The 20,423-nt window shown below is 61.5% G+C and carries 16 protein-coding genes; 7 read left to right on the top strand and 9 right to left on the bottom strand.

Going from position 1 to position 20,423, the window contains the following annotated elements; genetic code table 11:
* Positions 1-121 precede the first annotated feature (121 nt).
* Genes B5G42_RS12580 through B5G42_RS12590 form a run of 3 tightly spaced genes read left to right on the top strand, consistent with a single transcriptional unit; the run spans position 122 to position 4,661 of the window.
* Positions 122-856 (top strand): ABC transporter ATP-binding protein, encoded by a 735-nt coding sequence (locus tag B5G42_RS12580; protein ID WP_087187513.1) that lies wholly within the window; start codon positions 122-124, stop codon positions 854-856.
* Positions 846-3,320 carry a COG1361 S-layer family protein gene (locus tag B5G42_RS12585; protein WP_087271004.1) on the top strand — a complete coding sequence of 825 codons (2,475 nt, stop codon included), beginning with the start codon at positions 846-848 and terminating at the stop codon, positions 3,318-3,320. The genes B5G42_RS12580 and B5G42_RS12585 overlap by 11 nt, the downstream gene beginning before the upstream one ends.
* A gap of 3 nt (positions 3,321-3,323) precedes the next feature.
* Positions 3,324-4,661, top strand: coding sequence for an ABC transporter permease (locus tag B5G42_RS12590; RefSeq protein WP_087271007.1), 1,338 nt, complete (start codon positions 3,324-3,326; stop codon positions 4,659-4,661).
* Between the two features lie 45 nt (positions 4,662-4,706).
* Here B5G42_RS12590 and B5G42_RS12595 read toward each other — a convergent pair whose 3' ends face one another.
* Positions 4,707-5,492, bottom strand: coding sequence for a TetR/AcrR family transcriptional regulator (locus B5G42_RS12595; protein WP_087187516.1), 786 nt, complete (start codon positions 5,490-5,492; stop codon positions 4,707-4,709).
* 353 nt (positions 5,493-5,845) lie between these two features.
* Between B5G42_RS12595 and B5G42_RS12600 the strand changes: the two genes are divergently transcribed.
* Entirely contained in the window at positions 5,846-6,844 is a 999-nt protein-coding gene (locus B5G42_RS12600) for an amidohydrolase family protein (protein ID WP_087187517.1), read from the top strand.
* 51 nt (positions 6,845-6,895) lie between these two features.
* The gene (locus tag B5G42_RS12605; RefSeq protein WP_087271010.1) at positions 6,896-8,164 is read left to right on the top strand and encodes an MFS transporter; all 1,269 of its coding nucleotides are present in this window, start codon (positions 6,896-6,898) and stop codon (positions 8,162-8,164) included.
* 96 nt (positions 8,165-8,260) lie between these two features.
* Here the strand turns inward: B5G42_RS12605 and B5G42_RS12610 are convergent, their stop codons facing one another.
* From B5G42_RS12610 to B5G42_RS12645, 8 genes are all read right to left on the bottom strand, one after another.
* A complete protein-coding gene (locus B5G42_RS12610; protein WP_087271013.1) occupies positions 8,261-8,767 on the bottom strand; it encodes a nucleoside-triphosphatase in 507 nt (168 codons plus the stop codon).
* Entirely contained in the window at positions 8,764-9,345 is a 582-nt protein-coding gene (locus B5G42_RS12615) for a hypothetical protein (RefSeq protein WP_087271016.1), read from the bottom strand. Before B5G42_RS12615 ends, B5G42_RS12610 begins: the two co-directional genes overlap by 4 nt.
* Positions 9,342-10,028, bottom strand: a complete 687-nt coding sequence (locus B5G42_RS12620; protein WP_087271019.1) for a hypothetical protein — start codon at positions 10,026-10,028, stop codon at positions 9,342-9,344. Before B5G42_RS12620 ends, B5G42_RS12615 begins: the two co-directional genes overlap by 4 nt.
* A gap of 67 nt (positions 10,029-10,095) precedes the next feature.
* The gene (locus tag B5G42_RS12625; protein WP_087271022.1) at positions 10,096-11,097 is read right to left on the bottom strand and encodes a hypothetical protein; all 1,002 of its coding nucleotides are present in this window, start codon (positions 11,095-11,097) and stop codon (positions 10,096-10,098) included.
* A 47-nt stretch (positions 11,098-11,144) separates the two neighbouring features.
* Complete coding sequence (locus tag B5G42_RS12630) at positions 11,145-11,921, bottom strand: ABC transporter ATP-binding protein (protein ID WP_087271025.1); 777 nt, start codon at positions 11,919-11,921, stop codon at positions 11,145-11,147.
* On the bottom strand, positions 11,911-12,930 hold the full coding sequence (locus tag B5G42_RS12635) for a FecCD family ABC transporter permease (protein WP_087271028.1): 1,020 nt from the start codon (positions 12,928-12,930) through the stop codon (positions 11,911-11,913). The genes B5G42_RS12630 and B5G42_RS12635 overlap by 11 nt, the downstream gene beginning before the upstream one ends.
* On the bottom strand, positions 12,927-13,973 hold the full coding sequence (locus B5G42_RS12640; RefSeq protein ID WP_087271031.1) for an ABC transporter substrate-binding protein: 1,047 nt from the start codon (positions 13,971-13,973) through the stop codon (positions 12,927-12,929). The genes B5G42_RS12635 and B5G42_RS12640 overlap by 4 nt, the downstream gene beginning before the upstream one ends.
* 13 nt (positions 13,974-13,986) lie before the next feature.
* Entirely contained in the window at positions 13,987-17,007 is a 3,021-nt protein-coding gene (locus tag B5G42_RS12645) for a molybdopterin-dependent oxidoreductase (RefSeq protein ID WP_087271034.1), read from the bottom strand.
* A gap of 373 nt (positions 17,008-17,380) precedes the next feature.
* On the opposite strand from B5G42_RS12645, the gene B5G42_RS12650 reads away from it, so the two are divergent.
* Both B5G42_RS12650 and xdhA read left to right on the top strand, forming a co-directional pair.
* Positions 17,381-18,082: a Crp/Fnr family transcriptional regulator gene (locus B5G42_RS12650; protein ID WP_087187527.1), complete on the top strand. Its 702-nt coding sequence runs from the start codon at positions 17,381-17,383 to the stop codon at positions 18,080-18,082.
* 43 nt (positions 18,083-18,125) lie between these two features.
* Entirely contained in the window at positions 18,126-20,411 is a 2,286-nt protein-coding gene (gene xdhA, locus B5G42_RS12655) for a xanthine dehydrogenase subunit XdhA (RefSeq protein WP_087271037.1), read from the top strand.
* Positions 20,412-20,423: the final 12 nt, after the last annotated feature.

The following is a 20,423-nucleotide window of genomic DNA, read 5'->3' on the forward strand; positions in this document are numbered from 1 at the left end:
TGGACTGGAAACAGTCCGGAGCGTCTTTTTTCTTTCTCCTACCTTTACAAATCTTAAACAAACCCACACGAGGGATAAAGAGTGGTCGGGTATACTCCCATTCAGAAAGGGGGCAACACCTATGAATGGGCCTGATTTGCGCAGCCGCCCCATCATTGAAGTGAAAAATGTCCGCAAAGAGTACCCCATCGGCGACGAGACGGTGGTGGCACTCAAGCGCATCAATTTAAGCGTGTCCCGTGGGGAGATCTGCTGCATCTTCGGCACCTCCGGCTCGGGCAAAAGTACCCTCCTCAACCAGCTGGCCGGTATGGAGAAGCCCACCCGTGGGGAGGTCCTCATCGGCGGGGTACCCATCTCCCGGCTGAACGAGAACCAGCTGGCAGCCTTCCGGCAGCAGCATCTGGGCTTTGTGTTCCAATCCTACAACCTGCTGCCCAATCTGACCGCCACAGAAAATGTGGCCCTCCCCCTGATGTTCCGGGGGGTACCCAAAGCCCAGCGGGAGGCCGCCGCCCGCAAGCTACTCACCCGGGTAGGGCTGGCCCACCGGCTGGACCACTTTCCCCGCCAAATGTCGGGCGGTCAGCAGCAGCGTGCGGGCATCGCCCGGGCCTTTATTGCCCGGCCCGACGTGGTCTTTGCCGACGAGCCCACCGGCAACCTGGACTCCAAAACCACGGTAGAGATCATGAACATGATCTGCACCTTTGCCCGTGACTACCACCAGACCATCATTCTGGTCACCCACGATCCGGAAATGGCGGCCTACGCCAATCGGATCGTCACCCTCATCGACGGCGAGATCGTCAGCAACAAAGTCAATCCAAAGGAGAGATCTTCCCATGAAACATAACCTATTCCGCACCGGCGTTTCTCTGCTCCTGCTGCTGGCCATGCTGGCGGCGACACTGCCCGCAGTCTTTGCCGCCGAGGGCAGCAATCTGTACATCACCGGCTACCAGGTCACCGATTCCTCCGGCCGCTCGGTGGGCAGCATCAGCAAAGGCAATACGGTCAACATCACCGTGTCCGTCAAGGATACCGGCGACGGCACCGGGGCCGGCGATCCCAAAACCCTGGACATTACAAAGCTGGACGACAGCTTTACCGGCGGCTCCCTCTCGGTGGAAAAGACCTCCTCTGACTCCGCCCCTCTGGTCTATGCCGTCCGGCTCACCGGCCTGACTTACAAGGGAGTTGGCCAAAGTCTGAAGCTCCAGGTGGGTACCGCTGGCGATGCCAGTTCCTATCAGACGCTGGAGGTTACCATTACCGAAGCGGTGGTATATGAAGCGCCCACCAATGTTCCAGAGCCTCCCTCCGCCCCTGATCCCGCCCCCGCCCCCATGGTGCTGGTCTCCCGCAGCGAACTGGAGAAGCCCATTGAATCCGGGCAGGAGGTCAAGCTGAAGGTCACCTTCCAAAACCTGAGCAACACTAAGCTGAAATCCCCTGTAGTCACCTTTACCCCCTCCGATGGTCTTCTGCTGGAGAGCGGCACTTCTTCTTTCCCCCTGGCGGACATTGCCGGAAAAAAGAGTGTCAGCTTGGAGATCACGATCAAGGGCGCCAGCGCTATCTCCTCCCCCGCCCAGTCTCTGGGGGTGGATCTGAAGTTCAACTACTACAACAACGTCTCCACCGTTCAGGGCAATGTTACCGACAAGATTTCCATCCCCGCCATCGGCCGGGAGAGCGTGCCTCAGCCGGTGGTGCTGGTCACCCGCTCCACCCTGCCCCATCCTCTGGCCGTGGATGAGACCGCAACCATCACCCTCCGTTTCCAGAACACCAGCTCCACCCCGCTGGTCAAGCCTGTTGTGGCTGTCACTCCCTCCGAGTCCCTGATGATCCTCAACGACGCCGCTACCTTCCTGCTGCCTGACATCCAGCCGGGCAAAACCGCTACCCTGGATGTACAGATCCAGGTGGCCCGGGGCAACAGCAGTACCAGCCAGACTCTGAGCACCGAGCTGAAATACGGCTATGACAACGGCGGCATGATGACCCAGGCCTCGGTGTCCGACAAAGTGGTGGTACCCACCCAAGCCAAAGAGACTGTGCCCCAGCCGGTGGTGCTGGTCACCCGCTCGGCCACAGGCAAGCCTATCTCCGCCGGTGAGACTCTGCCGGTCACCCTCACCTTCCAGAACGCCGGCACCACGTCCCTGGTCAAACCGGTGGTGTCTGTCACCACCTCCGAGTCCCTGATCCTGATGGACCCCACTTCCACCTTCCTGCTGCCTGATCTGGCCCCGGGAAAAAGCACCTCCATCTCCGTCAAGGTACAGGCTACCAAGGATCTCTCCTCCACCAACCAGTCCCTGAACACCGAACTGAAGTACCTCTATGACAACGGCGAAACCATGACCCAGGCCACTTCCTCCGACAAAGTGAACATCGCTGCCAACGCCTCCTCCAAGTCGGATGCCTCCGTGCCCAATGTGGTGGTACGCAGCTATTCCTACGGCGAGAGTTCCGTACCCTCCGGCAGCGCCTTCCCTCTGAACTTTACCTTTGAGAACACCGGCGCCGTGCCCATCTCCAACGTGGTAGTCACCGTGGACGGCGGAGAGACCTTCACCATGGACGCCAGCACCAACACCTATTTCTACAAGGCTCTTGCCGCCGGGGCCAGCCAGAGTCAGGAGATCCCCATGCGGGCCGTACCCACCGGCAAAAGCGGCGCGCAGGGCCTGACCCTCTCCTTCAAATATGAATATGTGGACGGTGAGAAGCGCACCCAGGCCAGCTCCGACGTAAAGCTGTCCATCCCCGTCTACCAGCCCGACCGCTTCCAGATCAACGCCCCCTCCGTGCCGGAAACGGTATCCATGGGGGAGGAGACCGAGCTGCTGCTGACTTATGTCAACAAAGGCAAGGATGATCTGGCCAATCTGGAGGCCACGGTGGAGGGCGAAGGGGTGGATACCCCCGCCCGCACCCAGTACCTGGGCAACGTCACCGCAGGCGCTAACGGCAACATTGGCTTTGCTCTTACCCCTAACACCGAGGGAGACGTGAAGGTGGTGCTGAAGATCACCTACGAAAACGCCGACCAGCAGGTCCAGACCCGGGAATTCCCTGTCACCCTCCATGTGACCGCTCCCCCGCCGCCGGAGGATTTCCCCGACGACTTTGATCCCGACATGGACGAAGGCGGGTTCCCCTGGATGACTGTGGGACTGGCCGCCGGAGCGGTGGTGCTGGTCGGCGGCGGAGGACTGCTGATCTGGAAAAAGAAAAAGGGCGGCAAAACCGAAGAAAACAGCTGGGACGACTGGGATGATACCCCGCCTTCCAACGAGGGGGAATAAGCCATGAAGCAAAAAGATATGCTGCGCATCTGCCTGCAAAACCTAATGCGCCGCAAATCCCGTACCTTCCTCACCGTGCTGGGCGTCCTCATCGGCTGCTGTTCCATCGTCATCATGGTCTCTCTGGGCATCGGCATGAAGGAGGCCCAGGACAGGACACTGGCGGAGATGGGTGATCTGACCATCATCACGGTCAACGCCCCCCAGGGCGGCCGGGGCAAGGTCAAGCTGGACGACCCGCTGCTGCGGCGGCTGAAGGCCCTGCCCGGCGTGGAGGCCCTCACCCCCAAGCTGTCCCTGGAGGCGGACTCCATTCGTCTCATCACTGGAACAGGAAAACGCTATATCGCCGATTGGACCACGGTAGTGGGCGTGGATACCGCCGCAATGGAGCAGATGGGTTATCATCTCACTGCCGGCGTCCTGCCTAAGCGGGAGGGCGAGATCCTGACCGGCCAATATCTGGCCTACAGCTTCAAGGACACCCTGCGCCCGGAGGGCCGCAACATGATCGACCGCTGGACCGGCGAATTTGACGACACCGGCAAGCCCGTGGACCCTCCGCCCCCCTATCTGGACCCGCTGAAGCAGCCCATAACCATGGAAATCGAAACTCAGAATGGGAAAATAACCCTGCCCTTTAACCCGGTAGGCGCGGTAAAGGAAGACTACTCCAAAGGCAGTGAAACCTCCGAAGGGATTCTGCTCAATATGCCCGACCTGCTGAAGCTGATGGAAAAGACCCAGGGCCGCAAGGGCAAAAAGCCGGCCTATGACTCCATCATGGTCAAGGTCAAAAGCATCGATCAGGTGGAACCGGTGGAGCGGGAGATCAAGTCCATGGGCTATCCCACCGAATCCATGGAGAGCATCCGCAAGCCCATGGAAAAGGAGGCCCGGCAGAAGCAAATGATGCTGGGCGGTCTGGGCGCCATCTCCCTGTTCGTGGCCGCTCTGGGCATCACCAATACCATGATCATGTCCATCTCGGAGCGTACCCGGGAGATCGGCATTATGAAGTCCCTGGGCTGCTACGTCACCGACATCCGGATCATGTTCCTCTCAGAGGCCGGGGCCATCGGCCTCATCGGCGGACTGATCGGCTGTGTCATCAGTTTTATCGCCTCGGTGGCCATCAATCTGGTCTCACTGGGGCCATCCATGGAAAATCTCCTGCCCGCCATCGTGGGCGGCGAGACCGTGACCCGGGTCTCGGTGATCCCGCCCTGGCTGCTGCTCTTCGCTATCCTGTTCTCCATTCTCATTGGCCTGGGCTCCGGCTATTATCCCGCCAACAAGGCGGTACGCATACCCGCCCTGGAAGCCATCAAGAGTGAATAATAAATAACAGCCTCCCGGCAATGCCGGGAGGCTGTTATTTATTATTTATTTTAAAATTCCGTTGAGGAAGATCCCCGTCAGGGTGTCCACGATCTGTTCATCGGTGTACTGGGGCTGGATGCCCACCACAATCTTGTACTGGATGGCAAAGCCGAACAGAGACCCTACATATGTCTTGGCCGCCAAATAGAGGTCCAGCCCATCCCGCAGCCGGGTCTGATCGGCATACTGCTTGAGCACCGTCTCCAGGCACCGGGCCACATAACCGATGCCGTTTTTATGGTACATATTGCTGATCTCCGGGTGGCGGTTGGAGTCCCGGATAATAGCCCGGGTAAAAGCCGTCCGCTCCGGCGTGTTGAAGATGGACAGATAGTCCAAGCCGATGCGCTTGACGGCGGCCTCCAGGTCAAAGTCTCCCATCTCCGGCTGGATGCTCAGGAAATTGAAATGGAAGGGAGTCTCCTGCATGACTGCGGAATAGAGGGACTCCTTGTCTTTGAAATACTGATACAGCGAAGCCTTGGAATAGCCCGACTCCCGGGCAATCATATCCATAGACACACCGTCGTAGCCATGCTCCCCGAACAGGATCAGCGCCGTCTGAAGGATGGAGGCGCGATTTGCGTTATAAACGTCCTGAAGGGCCTCGTCCTCTGAAATATTCAACTGCTGAAACAGGTCCTTCTTCCCCTGAAAATAGAGGTAAATGGTGGATGGCGATATGCCCGCCCGTTTGGCAATGCTGTTAATGGTGGTCCCTTTATAGCCTTCCTGCTGAAAAATTTCTTTCGCTGTCCGCAGGATCTTTTCTCTGACCTCATGCTCCATGTGCACTTCTCCCTTCCGTCCGGCAGTACACGCCGCCGGACCCGGAATCGTAGAGGCGCTTGCGTGCAGATCACGCTGCCCCGCAGACAGCGTCCAAACCAGATAGTCTTAGTTTATCCCGTTATCCAAATGATGTCAAGCCAATCTGAACCCCTCCCCGCTTCCCTGGGCGTTCCAGTATTCCGCACAAGGTTTTCCTCCCATTTTTGTCTAAAACACATATTCTTCCTTTTTTCGTGCGATAATAACAGAATAACACTTGACAGTATGGTATTGTTATGATACTCTCTAGCCACAGTAATAATTATTCCCGAATGATTCATTTATATTATTACAATGAGAGGGTATGTGGTATGAGACGCATCGACCTGGAAAACCATTTTTATGACCAAAGCCTGATAGACGCGTTGGCCAGCCGGACCATGCCCCCCCGCTATGACGCCAAAACCGACATCATCCACTGGACGGACAACATCACCATGCCTCAGGGCGTCCTGCTGCAGAAGCTGCTGGATGTGGGTGAGAAGCGGCTGGAACTGATGGACCGCCAGGGCATCTCCCAGGCTGTCCTCAGCTGTTCTCCCGGCGCGGAGGAACTGCCCATTGCAGACAGCATCGCCGTCTGCCGGGCCACCAACGACGCCCTGTATCAGCTGACCCGCCGCCATCCCGACCGTTTCCTCGGCAGCGCCATCCTGCCGGTAGGGGATGTGGACGCCGCTCTGGAGGAGCTGGAGCGGTGCGTGAAGGAATACGGTTTTGTCAGCTGGCATACCCACTCCAACTACGGTGATACTTCCGCTGACGATCCCCGCTATCGCCCCCTGTTCCGCAAGGCGGCGGAGCTGGGCGTCTACGTCTACCTCCACCCCCAGCTGCCCAAGGGCCAGCGATACGAGGGCTTCGGCTTCACCTTTGCCGGTCCCGGCTTGGGCTTTACCGTGGATACGGTGACTACCCTGCTGCGGATGGTGGTGTCCGGCCTGTTTGATGAGGTACCTCAGCTCAAGCTGGTGCTGGGCCATCTGGGTGAGGGCCTGCCCTTCCTGATGGAGCGGATCGAGAACCGGATCAAATTTTTGCCCAACCCCGCTCTTCAATGCAAGCAGGATCTGGGGTATTATTTCCGTAATAACATCTGGGTCACCACCAGCGGCAATATGTCCAAGGAGGCCTTCCAGTGCACCAAGGACGTGCTGGGGATGGATCACATCCTCTTCGCCAGCGACTATCCCTACGAGTCCCTGGAAGATATGATGGCTTTCCTGGGTCAGCTTCCCCTAAGCCAGGAAGAGACGGAACAGCTCTATTTCCGCAACGCCCAGCAGGCGTTGGGTATCCCTCAGATCTGATCGGGAGGTAACGATGATGAAAGCGCGTAAAACGACGGCAACAAGTCCTCTGTGGTCAACTTCGGCCTTCACGGCTGGGTCACCATTTTCTACTGCCTGTTCATGTTCTGGCTGTACGCCGGTATGGTCAACAGCGGCTCCAATGTCACCGCCCCCGCCATCGCGGAAAAGTTCGGCATCCTCAGCGGCACCGTGCTCACCATGAACACCGTGGCCGGTGTGGTGGGCGTCATCTTCTTTATCATCGTGGGCCAGGTCAACCGGGCCATCGGCGCCCGCGTCACCTCCGGTGTGTGTATGATCCTGGCCGGTATCGCCTACTGGGGCGTGGGCAACGCCGTCAATCTGGCCATGTACACCATCTGTATGTGTGTGGTGGTGGGCGGCGTCATGTCCGCGGGCTACATCTCCGGCGGCGACCTGGTGACCCAGTGGTTTCCCAAGAAAAAGGGCATCGTCATGGGTTACACCACCATGGGCCATAACCTGGCCTCCGTGGCTTTCGTTCCCCTGATTACCTATCTGGTGGGCACCATGGGCATCGGCAACGGCGTGCTGCCCATCTCCGTCTGCTGCATTGTACTGGGCGTGCTGGGTCTGCTCATCGTGCGCAACACACCTCAGGAGCGGGGCCTCAATCCCGACAACGTGTCCGACGAGGTCTATCAGAACGAGTATTATCACGGTCCCCAGGACAACACCGGCGGCTGGACCACCAAGAAGCTGCTGTGCTGCAAGGAGACCTGGCTGGTGGCCATCACCACCGGTATGTTCCAGATCTGCTCCCTGGGCGTGGTGTCCCAGATGGTGCTGCGCAACATGGAGCTGGGCTTCACCCGTGAGCAGGCCACCTTTACCCTCTCCCTGGTAGCCTGCATCGGCCTGGTGGGTTCCTTCTTCGTAGGCTATATGGACGAGCGTCTGGGTACCAAAAAGTCCATGGTGTTCTTCGGCATCTGGTACGCCCTCTCCCTGCTGGCCAACGCCACCGAGAACACCATCCTGGTCTACGTCTCCATCTTCATGATCGGTATGTCCATCGGCGGCTCCGCCAACTTCACCACCTCTCTGGTTACCTCCGTCTACGGCCGCCAGGGCTTCAGCAAGGTCAACTCCGTGATCTTCCCCATCCAGGGCGCTGTCTCCGCCCTCTCCTTCGTGGTCAATGGCGTGGTGTCCAACATCACCGGCGGCAACCTGCGCTATACCTATATCATCTTCGCCGGTGTGTCCATCGTCTCCTCTCTCATTGTGCTGGTCATCGACGAGCACCGCTTCAACCGGGACTGGCAGCAGGGCCAGAGCTCTGCCCGTTCCTGATCCCTCCTACTCCCCTCATCTTGTCCGTACAGACGGACCATTCCCTCAAAAAGGCCCGCCGCAGGCTGTTGCACCTGCGGCGGGCCGCTTTTTGTCTTATGGGTTGAAAGATAATTCCGCACTCAGCCGGAGATGGAGTTCTTCCCGGTTATCTGGGGTGATGAGGCATAGCCGTGCCCCCGGCAGGGAGCGCACTCGGTTTAGGAAGGGCGTTTTCGCCGGCTTGACGGCGGCCAGGACCAGACTGCTGCGGCACATCAACTCCACCACCGCCTGCTGGAAGCGGGGGGCCTCCTCTTCCAGTACCCCCAGCTCGTCCAGCACCGTTACGCCCCCCGTCGGGATGGCCTCCAGCCACACCGCCGCCCGCTGGAAGGCCTCCGGAAAGGCACGCCGGGGCTGTCCCGGCAGCCGCCGCCCCACCCGGTTCTCATCTCCGTACCGGGGCGGCTGTCCCATTGGGTGGATGTAGATGGAAAAGCCCTCCCCCTCCGCCTCCTTGCGGGTCCAGAAGCCCCGGGCCTCCGGGAGCCGCTCGCCCAACAGGCGGCGGATCAGGGTGGTCTTGCCCACGCCGATCTCACCCTGAATCAGCAGGATCATTCCGCCCCACCTCCATAATATTTGGCGGTGTGGTAGGCAAACAGCCCCTGGAGCATGGAGGTGATGTTGCCGGTGGACACCGAGGCCCCGGTGACCGCGTCGGCATCCACCCCGGCGATCTGCGTACCGTAGCCCTCCCAGGCGTCCAGATCCGCCTTGGTGGCCTTGACCAGCATCTGGACAAAATGCTCATCCATATACTCCTCGGTATACTCGGCAATGTAGTAATTGGGGTTGCTGTCCCCCCATAAACCCTGGTTGTTGCCAAAGCTGATGGCTCGGATGGCGGCCTCCTCCGGGTCGTCCTTGTTGTTGAGCAGCTCCACATAGGCCACCGACATATAGTTGACGATGGAATCCCGGCAGGTGCAGGAGGGGAAGGCCACCTGATAGCTGGTAAAGGTGGAATTGCTCTGCTCAAAGAGGATCACCGCCGTCTCCTGACTGTCCGCCCCGCCGGATGCATAGTGGGTAAAGGTGAAGGTGGGAAACTTCTCCTCCGTCCGGACGTTTTCTCCGCCTCCGCAGCCGGACAGCAGAAGCAGCAGGACCAGCACTGCCGCCGCCCCCCGCCTCATGTTCCGTCCTCCAGGGGATGGAGCCGGTCAAAGTCCAGGTAGGCGTAGTCCGCCCGCCAGGTGGCGTAGATCTTCTCTCCATTGGCGTCCTCGGGGTAGATCACCAGCTCCTGGGCGTGGTCGCCGGTATAGGTCCAGTTGGCCCCCACGTTGTACAGCAGCTCCGGGTCCCAGCCCAGGTAGATCAGCAGCTCCTTCATCATGCCCGCGTAGCCTCCGCCGCCGCACATGAGGAAGATGGCCTGATCCTTGGGGAACAGCTCCTCCAGGATCAGCTCCGACTCCTCATACAAGGGCCTGGCCTGGGCCACGGTGCCGTCCTCCGCCCAGGTCACCTCATAGAGGCACTCCCCCTCATAGCCGCCGGACACCGGCAGGGTCTGGAGGGTGGCCAGGTAGGGATAGGGCACAATGCGGAAGCCCTCGATGGTGCGGGTCAGGTCGGCTTCTCCGCCTATCTCGCCGTAGTTGGCCGGATCGAAGAGCAGCCGCACGTCCCGGTAGGCCACGTCCTCCCGGCCCAGATACTGGTCGATGGTCTCCATATTGATGTTGCTGTCCACCCCGAATGGGCTGTCCCCCATGGGCTCCGGGGGCGGCAGGCTGGCCTGCCCATCTCCGGCGCAGCCGGACAGGCACAGGCACAGGGCCAGCGCCGCCCCACACACACGCTTGCTTCTCATTTCCACATCCTCCTTTGACCGGCCAGGGCCGGGGGCAGACTCCGCCCCCGGCCCTGTTGGTCCCAGATCACTGGGCCACGATCTCCACCACCAGCTTGCAGTAGGCTTTGGAGGAGGTCTCCAGGCAGGGAGCCACCCAGACGGTGCCCTCCTCGCCGGTCTCCTTGTCCTTCTCAATGGCCAGCAGGGTGTACTCGCTGTCGGCGCTCTCCAGATCCAGCTCGGTCTCGTAGCCGTCATTGGCCACCGCCTTCACGCTGGTGTAGCCCTCCGCGCCGCAGGCGGCCAGCACATCACTGAGCCGATAGCCGGTGTAGGTAGAGGTGGAAGTCTCCCCGGCGCTGTTGGTAACGGTGGCATCAATCTTATAGATGCTCAACCCCGCCAGGGTGTCGTTGGTCACCTCCGTGCCGTTCACCAGGAAGGAATAGGGCGCAAACTCCACCTTGTCGGTGCGGTCCTGGATCTCGGGCACGCCGCCTGTCTCGCCGCCGGATTCCCCGCTCTGGGCGGGCTGCTGGGTCTCGCCGCCGTCCACGGCAATGGCCACCATGCCCTTCAGATAGTCGCCGGTGGTGCCGGAGGAGCAAGGGGCAAACCAGGGGGAGCTCTTGAACTGCTCTCCGTCCTTGGAGATGGCCACCAATGTGGTAGGTGCGGCGGCGGTGGCCTGATCCACCTCCACCTCGTAGCCGTCGTCGGCAGCGGCGGTGACGGTGGTGTAGCTCTCCACACCGGCGGCGGCCAGCACGTCAGACAGGGCAAAGCCCACATAGACGCAGGTGGATTCGGTCCCGGCGCTGTTCACCGAGGTGGCCTGGACCTGATACACCGGATACTCCGCCATGGTCTCGTTGGTGATGTCGGTGCCGCCCACGTTGATGGTGAAGGAAGGAATGGTAACTCCCTTCACTTCCTCCGCCGTGGGTTCCCCGCCGGTCTGGGGGCTCTCCACCACCGGCGTAGTGCCGGCGGGAGTCTGGGTATCGGGCGTTCCGGTCTCCCCGCCGCAGGCGCACAGCACCAGCAGCATGGCGAGGGACAGCAGCAATGCGGTCATTCGTTTCATTTCCATCTCTCCTTTTCTATTCTCATCCCAATTGGAACGAGTACCTGTTAAAGGGGTGGGTAGAGGCACACCCGCCGGCCCAGCTCCTGGCTGTAGCGCACCAGCAGCTGGGTGTCATAAATTTGCCGCAGCAGCTCCTCAGTGAGCAGCTCCTCCGCCGGTCCGGAGCGCAGACAGCCCTGGCGGTCCAGCACTGCCGCCGTCCCTCCCAGCAGGATGGCATGGTCCGGATTGTGGGTGGTGACCACCGTGGCGTAGCCCTCCTCCGACAGACGGCGGACCATTCGCAGCACCCGCAGCTGGTTGCCGAAGTCCAGGTGGGCGGTGGGCTCGTCAAAGAGCACCACCTTGGGGTGGCGGACGATGGCCCGGGCCACGGTGGCCTGCTGCCGCTCGCCGCCGCTGATGCCGGTGTAGGGCCGGTGGGCCAGATGGGATAAGCCCATGGCCTCCAGTGCCTTTTCCGCCTCCCGCCGGTCCTCCGGCCCCGGCCGGGCCAGGGGTGAAAGGAGGGCCGCCCGGCCCATGAGTACAAACTCCAGCACGGAGTAGTCAAAGACCGGGGTGTGGTTCTGGGGCACATAGCCCGCCAGCCTGGCGATCTCCCGCTCGCTCATGGCGGTGATGTCCCGCCCGCACAGGCGGACAGCTCCTGCCTGGGTGGGCAGCAGGCCCATCATGCAGTTGAGGAGGGTGCTCTTGCCCGCGCCGTTGGGGCCCAGCACCGTTAAAATCTCCCCCTCCTTCAAGGTGAGACATACCTGCTCCAGTACCGGGGGACCGCCGGGGTAGGAAAAATTCAGATCATGGATTTCATAGAGCATGGCCCGCCCTCCTTTGCCGCCACAGCAGCCAGCCGTAGAAGGGGGCCCCCACCAGTCCGGTGAGGATACTCACCGGCATCTCCTCCGCCCCGATGGTGCGGGTGAGGGTGTCCACCACCAGCAGGAACAGGCCGCCCAGCAGGGCGGACACCGGCAGCAGCCTGGTGTGGCCCGGCTCCGCCAGCATCCGGCCCAGGTGTGGAATGGTAAGGCCCACCCAGCTGATGGTACCTGCCAAGCACACCGATGAGGCAGTGAGAAGGGTGGCGCACAGGATCACCGTACCCCGCACCGCGCTCACAGGCAGGCCCAGAGCCCGGGCTTCAGTCTCTCCCATGGACAGCACGTCAATACGCCAGCCCATGAGGATGAGCACCACCGCCGGGACAAGCAGGAAGGGCAGGGCGGGCAGCAGGTCCTCCAGGGCCAGGTAGTTGAAGCCGCCCATGGCCCAGTAGGTGATGGCGGCCAGCTGGGTCTCCGGGTCGGCGGTGTATTTGAGAAAGCCCAGCAGGGAGGACATGGCCGACCCCACGATGATGCCCGAGAGCACCAGCATCAGGTTGGCCCGGCTGCGCAGCAGCATGGGCAGGGTCACCGTCAGCCCCACCGCCAGCAGGCCGCCGGCAAAGGCGAAGAGCTGGACCCACCCGCTGGTGAGGGAGAGGAGGATGGCCGCCGCCGCCCCCACGCAGGCGCCCCCCGACACTCCCAGAAAGTCCGGGGAGATCAGCGGGTTTTGAAACACGCCCTGATAGGCCGCGCCGGAGACCGACAGGGCTCCTCCCACCAGAATGCTGGCCAGGATGCGGGGAACCCGCAGGCCCAGCACCACATTGGAGGTCATCTGGTCGGCGGACCCGCCGCCGGTCAGGGCCCCCCACAATACACTCAGGCTTTCCCAGGGAGTCACCGGATACTTTCCCACACACACCGCCAGCACCGCCCCCACCGGCAGCAGCACCGCCAGCAGAGGGATGAGCCATGGATTTCTTTTCCGTCCCCTCATGTCAGCGTATACCCCAGGTAGTCCGCATCAAAGGTGCGGCCGAAGAGGAAGGTATAGTAGTCCTCAATCTCCGCCTCCAGTTCCTGGGTGGAGAAGGCATCCGGATACATGGTATGGAGCATCCAGAAGGTACCCAGCACACTGGCCACCCCCGGCATATCCCAGGTGTCGATGCGGGCGGGAATATGGTACACCCGCCCGGCCTCCACCGCCGCCAGGGCGCTCCAGGCCGGATCGGTAAGCAGCTCCTCCGGCGTATAGTCCAGAGCCGCCGAGCTGGTACAGAAGAGGTACTGGGGGTTCCAGGAGAACACCGTCTCCACCCCCACGTTCATCCAGTTGCTGTCGTTGGTCACCTGGGCGGAGACACTGATGCCCCCCGCCTTTTCGATCATCCAGGACTGAAGCATATCTCCCCCGGCAATACGGCCCGGCTCGCTGCCCATCACTAGCGCGGTGACCCGCTCCTCCTGGGGGATGCCTGCCACGATCTCGTCGATGGTCTCAAATTTGCCCTCCATCCAGGCGATGACCTCCTCCGCCCGGTCCTCCCGGCCAAAGTAGGTCCCCAGCAGCCGGAGGGTCTGGTAGATGCCCTCCAGGTCCTCCCCGGAGATGCACACCACATCGATGCCCAGTCGCTCCACCGCCTCCACCGTCTCACTGTCGTTGGCCCGGTGGACCAGCACGGTGGCGCCGCTGGCCGCCAGAGCCTCCAGGTCCACCACGCCCCGGCCCACCGTGCCCGCCTCGTCCAGAGCGGGTACCGCGTCGGTCCAGAAGGAGGACTTGGCATTGATCGCCACCACCTGCTCCGACAGGCCCAGGGCCACCAGGAAGGGCACCGCCGTGCCGTACACCGAGGCAATCTTCTCCTCCGCCGGGTCCTCCGGCAGGGCCAGGGTCCGGCCCGCCCCGTCGGTAACGGTCTCCCCATTGGGAGCGGGAGACTCCTGGGATTGGCCGCCGCAGGCACACAGATTCAGAGTCAGCAGGACGGCCAGCAGCAGGGCGCAGAGTGATTTTCCGTTATGCTTGATCATATCCGCTCCCTCCTTACCCGATGGGGCCGCTGCCCGGCACCGTCACCACCAGCTTGTTGAAATACTTCACCGACGCCCCCTGCACCGTCTCGGCAATGATGCGCAGGGGCCCGCTGCTGTTGCCCGCGGTGCCGGTATAGCCCTCGTGGCTCTCCTCGTCCACCAGGGGGGCGCCGTTGATGGCGTAGGCAATGATGATTTTCTTCCGCTGGCCCTCCGGGTCCAGCACCCCCTGCTCCAGTCCGTCCATGGCAAAGACGCTGAGCAGGTCGTTTTTATAGCCGTCGGAGGCATAGGCCGTCACCGACACCGGCTGATCAATGCCGGGCACATTCCCCGCCTCCTGGAGCACCAGCCCCCACAGGTCGATACCCTCGCAGGTGCCCAGCTCCAGCACGGCGTAGTCGTCCCGGACGATAAGGCTGTCCATGGCCTCCAGCTGTTCCACTGTATAGTCCCGGGTCCACTCGTGGTCGTCGTTGCGGATGGTGAGAGTCATGGTGTCGTCCAAAAACTCGCTGTACACATCGCTCATGGCGTGGCTCCAGGTATCCACCTGGTTGGCCGACACCTGGATGGACACCACATTCTCCACCCACAGTTCCCCGTTTTCCGCGTCCTCCCCGTCCATGGGCACCACCAGTTTCAGGGGACCGCCGGTCTCCTCCGTCAGAGGGGCTCCCCCCTGTCCGTCCACCGGACCGGTACCATAGGCCAGCAGAGCGCACACCGGCTGCTTCTCCGGAGCGGCGTAGTTGGTGTAATTGACGCCCTTCAGCAGGGACAGGGGTAGGGTGACGCTGGTGCCGTCAGCAGAGGTTACCGTCACCTCCCCGGCGTTGTTGCACAGTCCCGCCTCGGTGAGCAGCTGATACACGGGGATGCCCCGGTACCGCTGCTGGGTCAGGCCGTCCTGATCCAACAGACTGAAATCCATGGTCTTGGCCTGGGTCTGGCGACTCTCCAGCTCCGCCACGGTGAGGGTCAGCTCCTGGGTCAGGCCGGGGCCGGACAGGGTCACGGTCCGGTCCGCCAGAGCGGCGGCCTCCCCCTCCAGATGAGCGTATGGGTCCGGCTCCAGCTCCACCCGAATGGAGGTAACCCCGCAGATCTGCCGTGCCTCCTCCTCTCCCTGGGCGGGCAGGAGCACCGTCAGCGGGCCGCCCTGGTTGTCCACCCAGTAGGTGGCCGGGTCCTGGCTGTCCGTGGGATACAGGGGCAGGCTCTCGGTGTAGCCCCCGTCCCCCGCCGCCCCCACTAGGGGCGCGCCGTTCTTGGCAAAGGCCAGCATGGGCAGCAGACCGCTCTTGCCGGTGGCGCTGTTATAGCCGGGCAGGAACAGGTCCTCCAGAGACACGGTGACCTCCTCCCCGCCGCCGGAGAAGGTAACTGTTCCCACCGTTCCAGGCAGACCGGCGTAGTCCATCAGCAGGTATTCCAAGCTCACGCCCTCATAAACATCGGACTGGTCGTGCTGGTCAGGCCGCTGATAGCGGTCCTTTACCGACGCGGAAGCCCGGTCCGCCCCCTCGCCGTAGACCAGGTTTTCCACCTGGCCCACCGTCAGGGTGCGCTCCAGCAGCTGCTTGCCTGCCTCGTCCACCACCTCCAGCCGGACGGATTCCTCCGCCAGGGCACGGCAGTCCGGGTCGTCTGCGTACAGGTGGGTCTGATAGAGTACGTCCTCTCCCACGATGACCTGGCTCACATATTGCACCTGGTTGGAGCCGTTGGCATGGTTGTACTGGGTCTTCCCGAACACCACCCGCATGGGGCCGCCGCTGTTGGCCAGGCCGGACAGGTAGCCCTCGTCCCCCCGGTCCACGGTGTAGGGGTAGCGGTTGACGCCGTAGGCCAGCAGCACCGGGTAGCCGGTATCCACCAAATCGGCATTGGTGGGCACATAGCTGCCGTCCCCGGGGTCGGCAGCGTTTTTGTTGTAGAAGCCGAAGGCGTCCGGGTAGGACAGGGCCTCCACCGAGAAGGACTCGGGGGACAGACGGCCGTCGGCAGCCTGGAAGGTAACGATGGTGGTGCGGGACTCCGCCCGCCCCAGCTCCTCGGCACTGTCCATGCCCAGGTAGCACAGCAGCCGGTACAGGTCCAGCCCCTCATACTCGTTCACATACCAGTAGGCGCTGTTGGCCAGGCTGTAGCTATCCCGCCAGCCCAGTCCGCCCTCCTGGGGCTGCCCATTCTCATCGTAGCGCACCAGGGTCTCCAGCTGGGACACCGTCAGGTCCAGCTCCGCCCCCAGGGCGTCGCCCCGGAAGGTGAGGATGTACTCTCCGTAGTCGGCGCTGCCGTAGGGGCCGCCGTCGTGCTTGTAGCCCGGCTCCTCCCCCTCCCGGACATAGAGGTAGGCCACGTTGGAGAAGGTCTTATAGTCCCCCTCCGCCTCCCACCGATCCAGATCGTACACCAGCCGGAGGCAGCCGTCCTCGTTGTCCAGCTCCTCCACATAGCCCAGGGAGTGCTCCCCCTCCGCCTTGGCGTCAAAGACAAAGGGGGCAGCCAGGGAACCGTCGGTCTTGCCCACCCCGTAGGCCAGCAGGATGGGACGGCCCTCCTGGCTGGCCTGGGCCACCTGGTCCAGCGGAATGACGGCCAGGGTGTTGCGGTTGCAGTCCTTCAGTTCCACATGGGTGGCGGTATCGGTGAGGAAAATGCCGCTGTCCCCGCCCGTCATCTCATAGAGCACAGTATACAGGTCCACGCCCTCGTAGATCCGCACGCCGCTGCTGTCCTCGTAGGCCCCCCGGAAAAGGCCCTCCGTCCGGTTCTCCAGTTCCCGGATGGACAGAGGCGTGGAGGACACCACCCCCGGTCCCTCCACCGTCAAAGTGGCGCCGGTGATTGCGTCTATATTGTAGGGCAGTTTCTCATCCTCGGTGACGCCGCCGTTGGTGATATGTTTGTACTCCGAGGTGGAAAAGTCAATGGTACTATTGTCAATGTCGGGCAGTTCCTCCCGGCAGCCAGACAGCATTACCGCTGCCAGCAGCAGCATCCCCACCAGCCAGATCCGCTTCATACCAAACCCTCCCCCAACGAAAAAGGGCCTTTGTCACTGCGCAATTCCACAGCGGTCTTCCGCTGCATCTGCATCTCGACAAAGGTCCCATCCATATACCAGTCTCCTTTGCAAAACGAAAGGTCCCGGAAATTAAACTCATTGTATCATTTCATTTTTTGTTTGTCAATGTTACCCTCTCCTCCCGTTTTCGGGAAGTCCCACGTGCACCGCCCCATTCTTTCCTCAACAGATGGGTACGGTTTCATCCACATTCCCGGAGACCTCCAAAGGCAATTTGACCGCTTTCACAGAAAAAATAAAAAAATAAGACACATGACCTTTTCTTTTGTAGGAATGTAACGATATAATACAACCAAGGAGGTGCAGTCTTGTGGATATTTTTAAGGAGCTCCCTCCACAGAAACGAAGCTACATGGAGTTTCTGTTCCGGAACTGTACCGAAGAAGTCAAATACTACATGACCCTGATCGATATAGAGGCAGACCGGACCTTTATTAAGGCCGGCACAGAGTGTACTCATATCTTTGTGATCCTCTCCGGCAAGGTGACCGGCGTGGAGTGGCCCATGCACGAGCGGCCCTATTCCTTCAAGGATTTCGGGCCGGGGGACTTCTTTGGCGAAATCGAGTGTTTCGCCGGACTGCCTCAGTACCGCATCAGCATTGTGGCATCCACCAAATGCCGGGTGCTCTCCATTCCGGCAGACGCCTATATGGACTGGATGCGGATGGACGTGGACGCCCTCTTTCTGCGGACCCAGGAGAATATGCGCCGTCTCATCACCCAGACCGCCGAGGCCCGGAAGTATCTCTTTATGGAGGGCAAGGATCGGCTGATGGTCCATCTGATCCGCAAATTCGAGCAGCGTATCCCTACACCCCAGCAACTGGAGCTGAAGCAGACCAGGGCTCAGATCTCGGACGAGATTGGCTTTTCCGTCAAGACCCTGGACCGCAGCATTCAAAAGTTGGAAGAGCTTGGCCTGATCCGGGTCCAGCGAGGCAAAATCATCATCACCGAGGACGGTTACCGACGCATGAAATCCCACATCGAGCATCACGTCAACGGCTGAATCCAGGCCCAGACAATCAACTGACAGACAGGAGGAACGCGCCATGTATGTAGGAAAGAAAGCCACCCGTGTGGACGCCTATGACAAGGTCATCGGGCGCACCAAATATACCGACGATCTGTGCGACAAGGGCGCCTATGTGGCCCAGGTCCTGCACGCCACCATCGCAAACGGCCGGGTGAAGTCCATCGACACTTCCGCGGCGGAAGCCATCCCCGGCGTGGTCAAGGTCTTTACCTGCTTTGACCTGAAGGAGAATCACTACTTCCCCACTGCCGGACACCCCTGGTCCACCGACGAGAGCCACCAGGATGTGGCCGACCGGCTGGTACTGACCGAGCGGGTCCGCTTCTACGGCGACGACATCGCCGCGGTGGTGGCGGAGGACGAGGTGTCCGCCGCCCAGGCACTCCGGGCCATCAAAGTGGAGTATGAGGAGTACCCCTTCGTACTGGACGTTCTGGACGCCATGAAAGATGGCGCCCCCCAGCTCCACGAAGCCTACCCCAACAACATCCTCAAGCACACCACCATCCGCAAGGGCAACTACGAGGAGGCCATCAAGGAACCCGGCCTCATCAAGGTGGAGGGCTGGTACGAGACCCCCACCGTCCAGCACTGCCACATTGAAAATTTCATCTGCTACGCGGAGATGAACGGCGACCGGATCAAGATCGTCACCTCCACTCAGATCCCCCACATCGTCCGCCGGGTGGTGGGCCAGGCTCTGGGCATCGAGTGGGGCAAGATCCAGGTTATCAAGCCCTACATCGGCGGCGGCTTCGGCAACAAGCAGGATGTGCTCTACGAACCCCTGTGCGCCTGGCTGTGTATGCAGCTGGGCGGCCACCTGGTGAAGCTGGATGTGCCCCGTGAGGACACCTTCGTCTCCACCCGGGTGCGCCACGCCATCCGCAGCCACATCATCTCCTGGGTGCGGCCCGACGGCACCTACGCCGCCCGCAAGCTGGAGGCCTTCTCCGATCAGGGTGCCTACGCCTCCCACGGCCACAGCATCTGCGCCAAGGGCGCCGGCGCCTTCCCCCAGCTCTACCCCTGCGACAACGTGGAGGTGGACGCCTACACCGTCTTTACCAACAAATCGGTGGCCGGCGCCATGCGGGGCTACGGCATTCCCCAGGCCATGTGGGCCGCCGAGTGCCACACTGAGGAGGTTGCCGCCAAGCTGGGTATGGACCCCATCGCCTTCCGGCGGAAGAACCTGATGCCGGTGGGCTATACCGATCCTTTCTCCAAAAACGAGCTGTACGCCGACACCTTCAATCAGTGTATGGACAAGGGCATGGAGGTCACCGACTATCTGCGGAAATATGAGGCCTATCAGAACCAGACCGGCGACATCCGCCGGGGCATCGGCATGGCAGTGTTCTGGTACAACACCGCTGTGTGGCCCATCTCTCTGGAGACCTCCTCCTGCCGGATGGTTCTCAACCAGGACGGCTCCCTCCAGGTCCAGGTGGGCGAAACTGAGATCGGCCAGGGTGCCGATACCGCCTTCTCACAGATGACCGCCGACGTGGTGGGCGTTCCCCTGGAAAAGGTCCATGTGGTCTCCTGCCAGGATACCGACGTCACCCCCTTCGGCACCGGCGCTTACGCCTCCCGCCAGACCTATACCGCCGGCTTTGCCATCCGGCAGACCGGCTCTCTTCTGAAAGAGCGTATCCTCAATTATGCCCATGAGCTGACCCGGATGCCTCCCTACAACCTGGACATCATCGACGGCAATATCGTCCGCGTCACCGACGGCCGGGTGCTGATGACCCTGGGCGACCTGGCCACCGAGGCCCTGTACAGCCTGACCCACAGCCAGCACCTCACCGCTGAGAGCACCGCCCAGATCAAATCCAACGCCTACTCCTTCGGCTGTACCTTCGCCGAGGTGGAGGTGGATATCCCCATGTGCAAGGTGAAGCTGCTGGATCTGGTCAACGTCCACGACGCGGGCACCATCATCAACCCCGCCCTGGCGGAGGCCCAGGTCCACGGCGGCATGAGCATGGGCATCGGCTTCGGCCTGTCGGAGAAGCTGCTTTTCGATCCCAAGAGCGGCAAGGCTCTGAATAACAACCTGCTGGACTACAAGCTGTCCACCTTTATGGATCACCCCCGGCTGCGGGCCTTCTTCGTGGAGAATCCCGAGCCCACCAGCGCCTTCGGCACCAAGGCCCTGGGCGAACCGCCCACCTGCTCGGTGGCTCCCGCCATCCGCAACGCCGTCTATCAGGCCACCGGCGTCTTTGTGAACGAGGCGCCCGTCAATCCCCATATCCTCTTCCGCCGTTTCAAGGAAGAGGGACTGATTTGAAAGGAGGCTCCC

The sequence above is a fragment of the Flavonifractor sp. An91 genome (assembly GCF_002159225.1).
GTDB lineage: Bacteria > Bacillota > Clostridia > Oscillospirales > Oscillospiraceae > Flavonifractor > Flavonifractor avicola.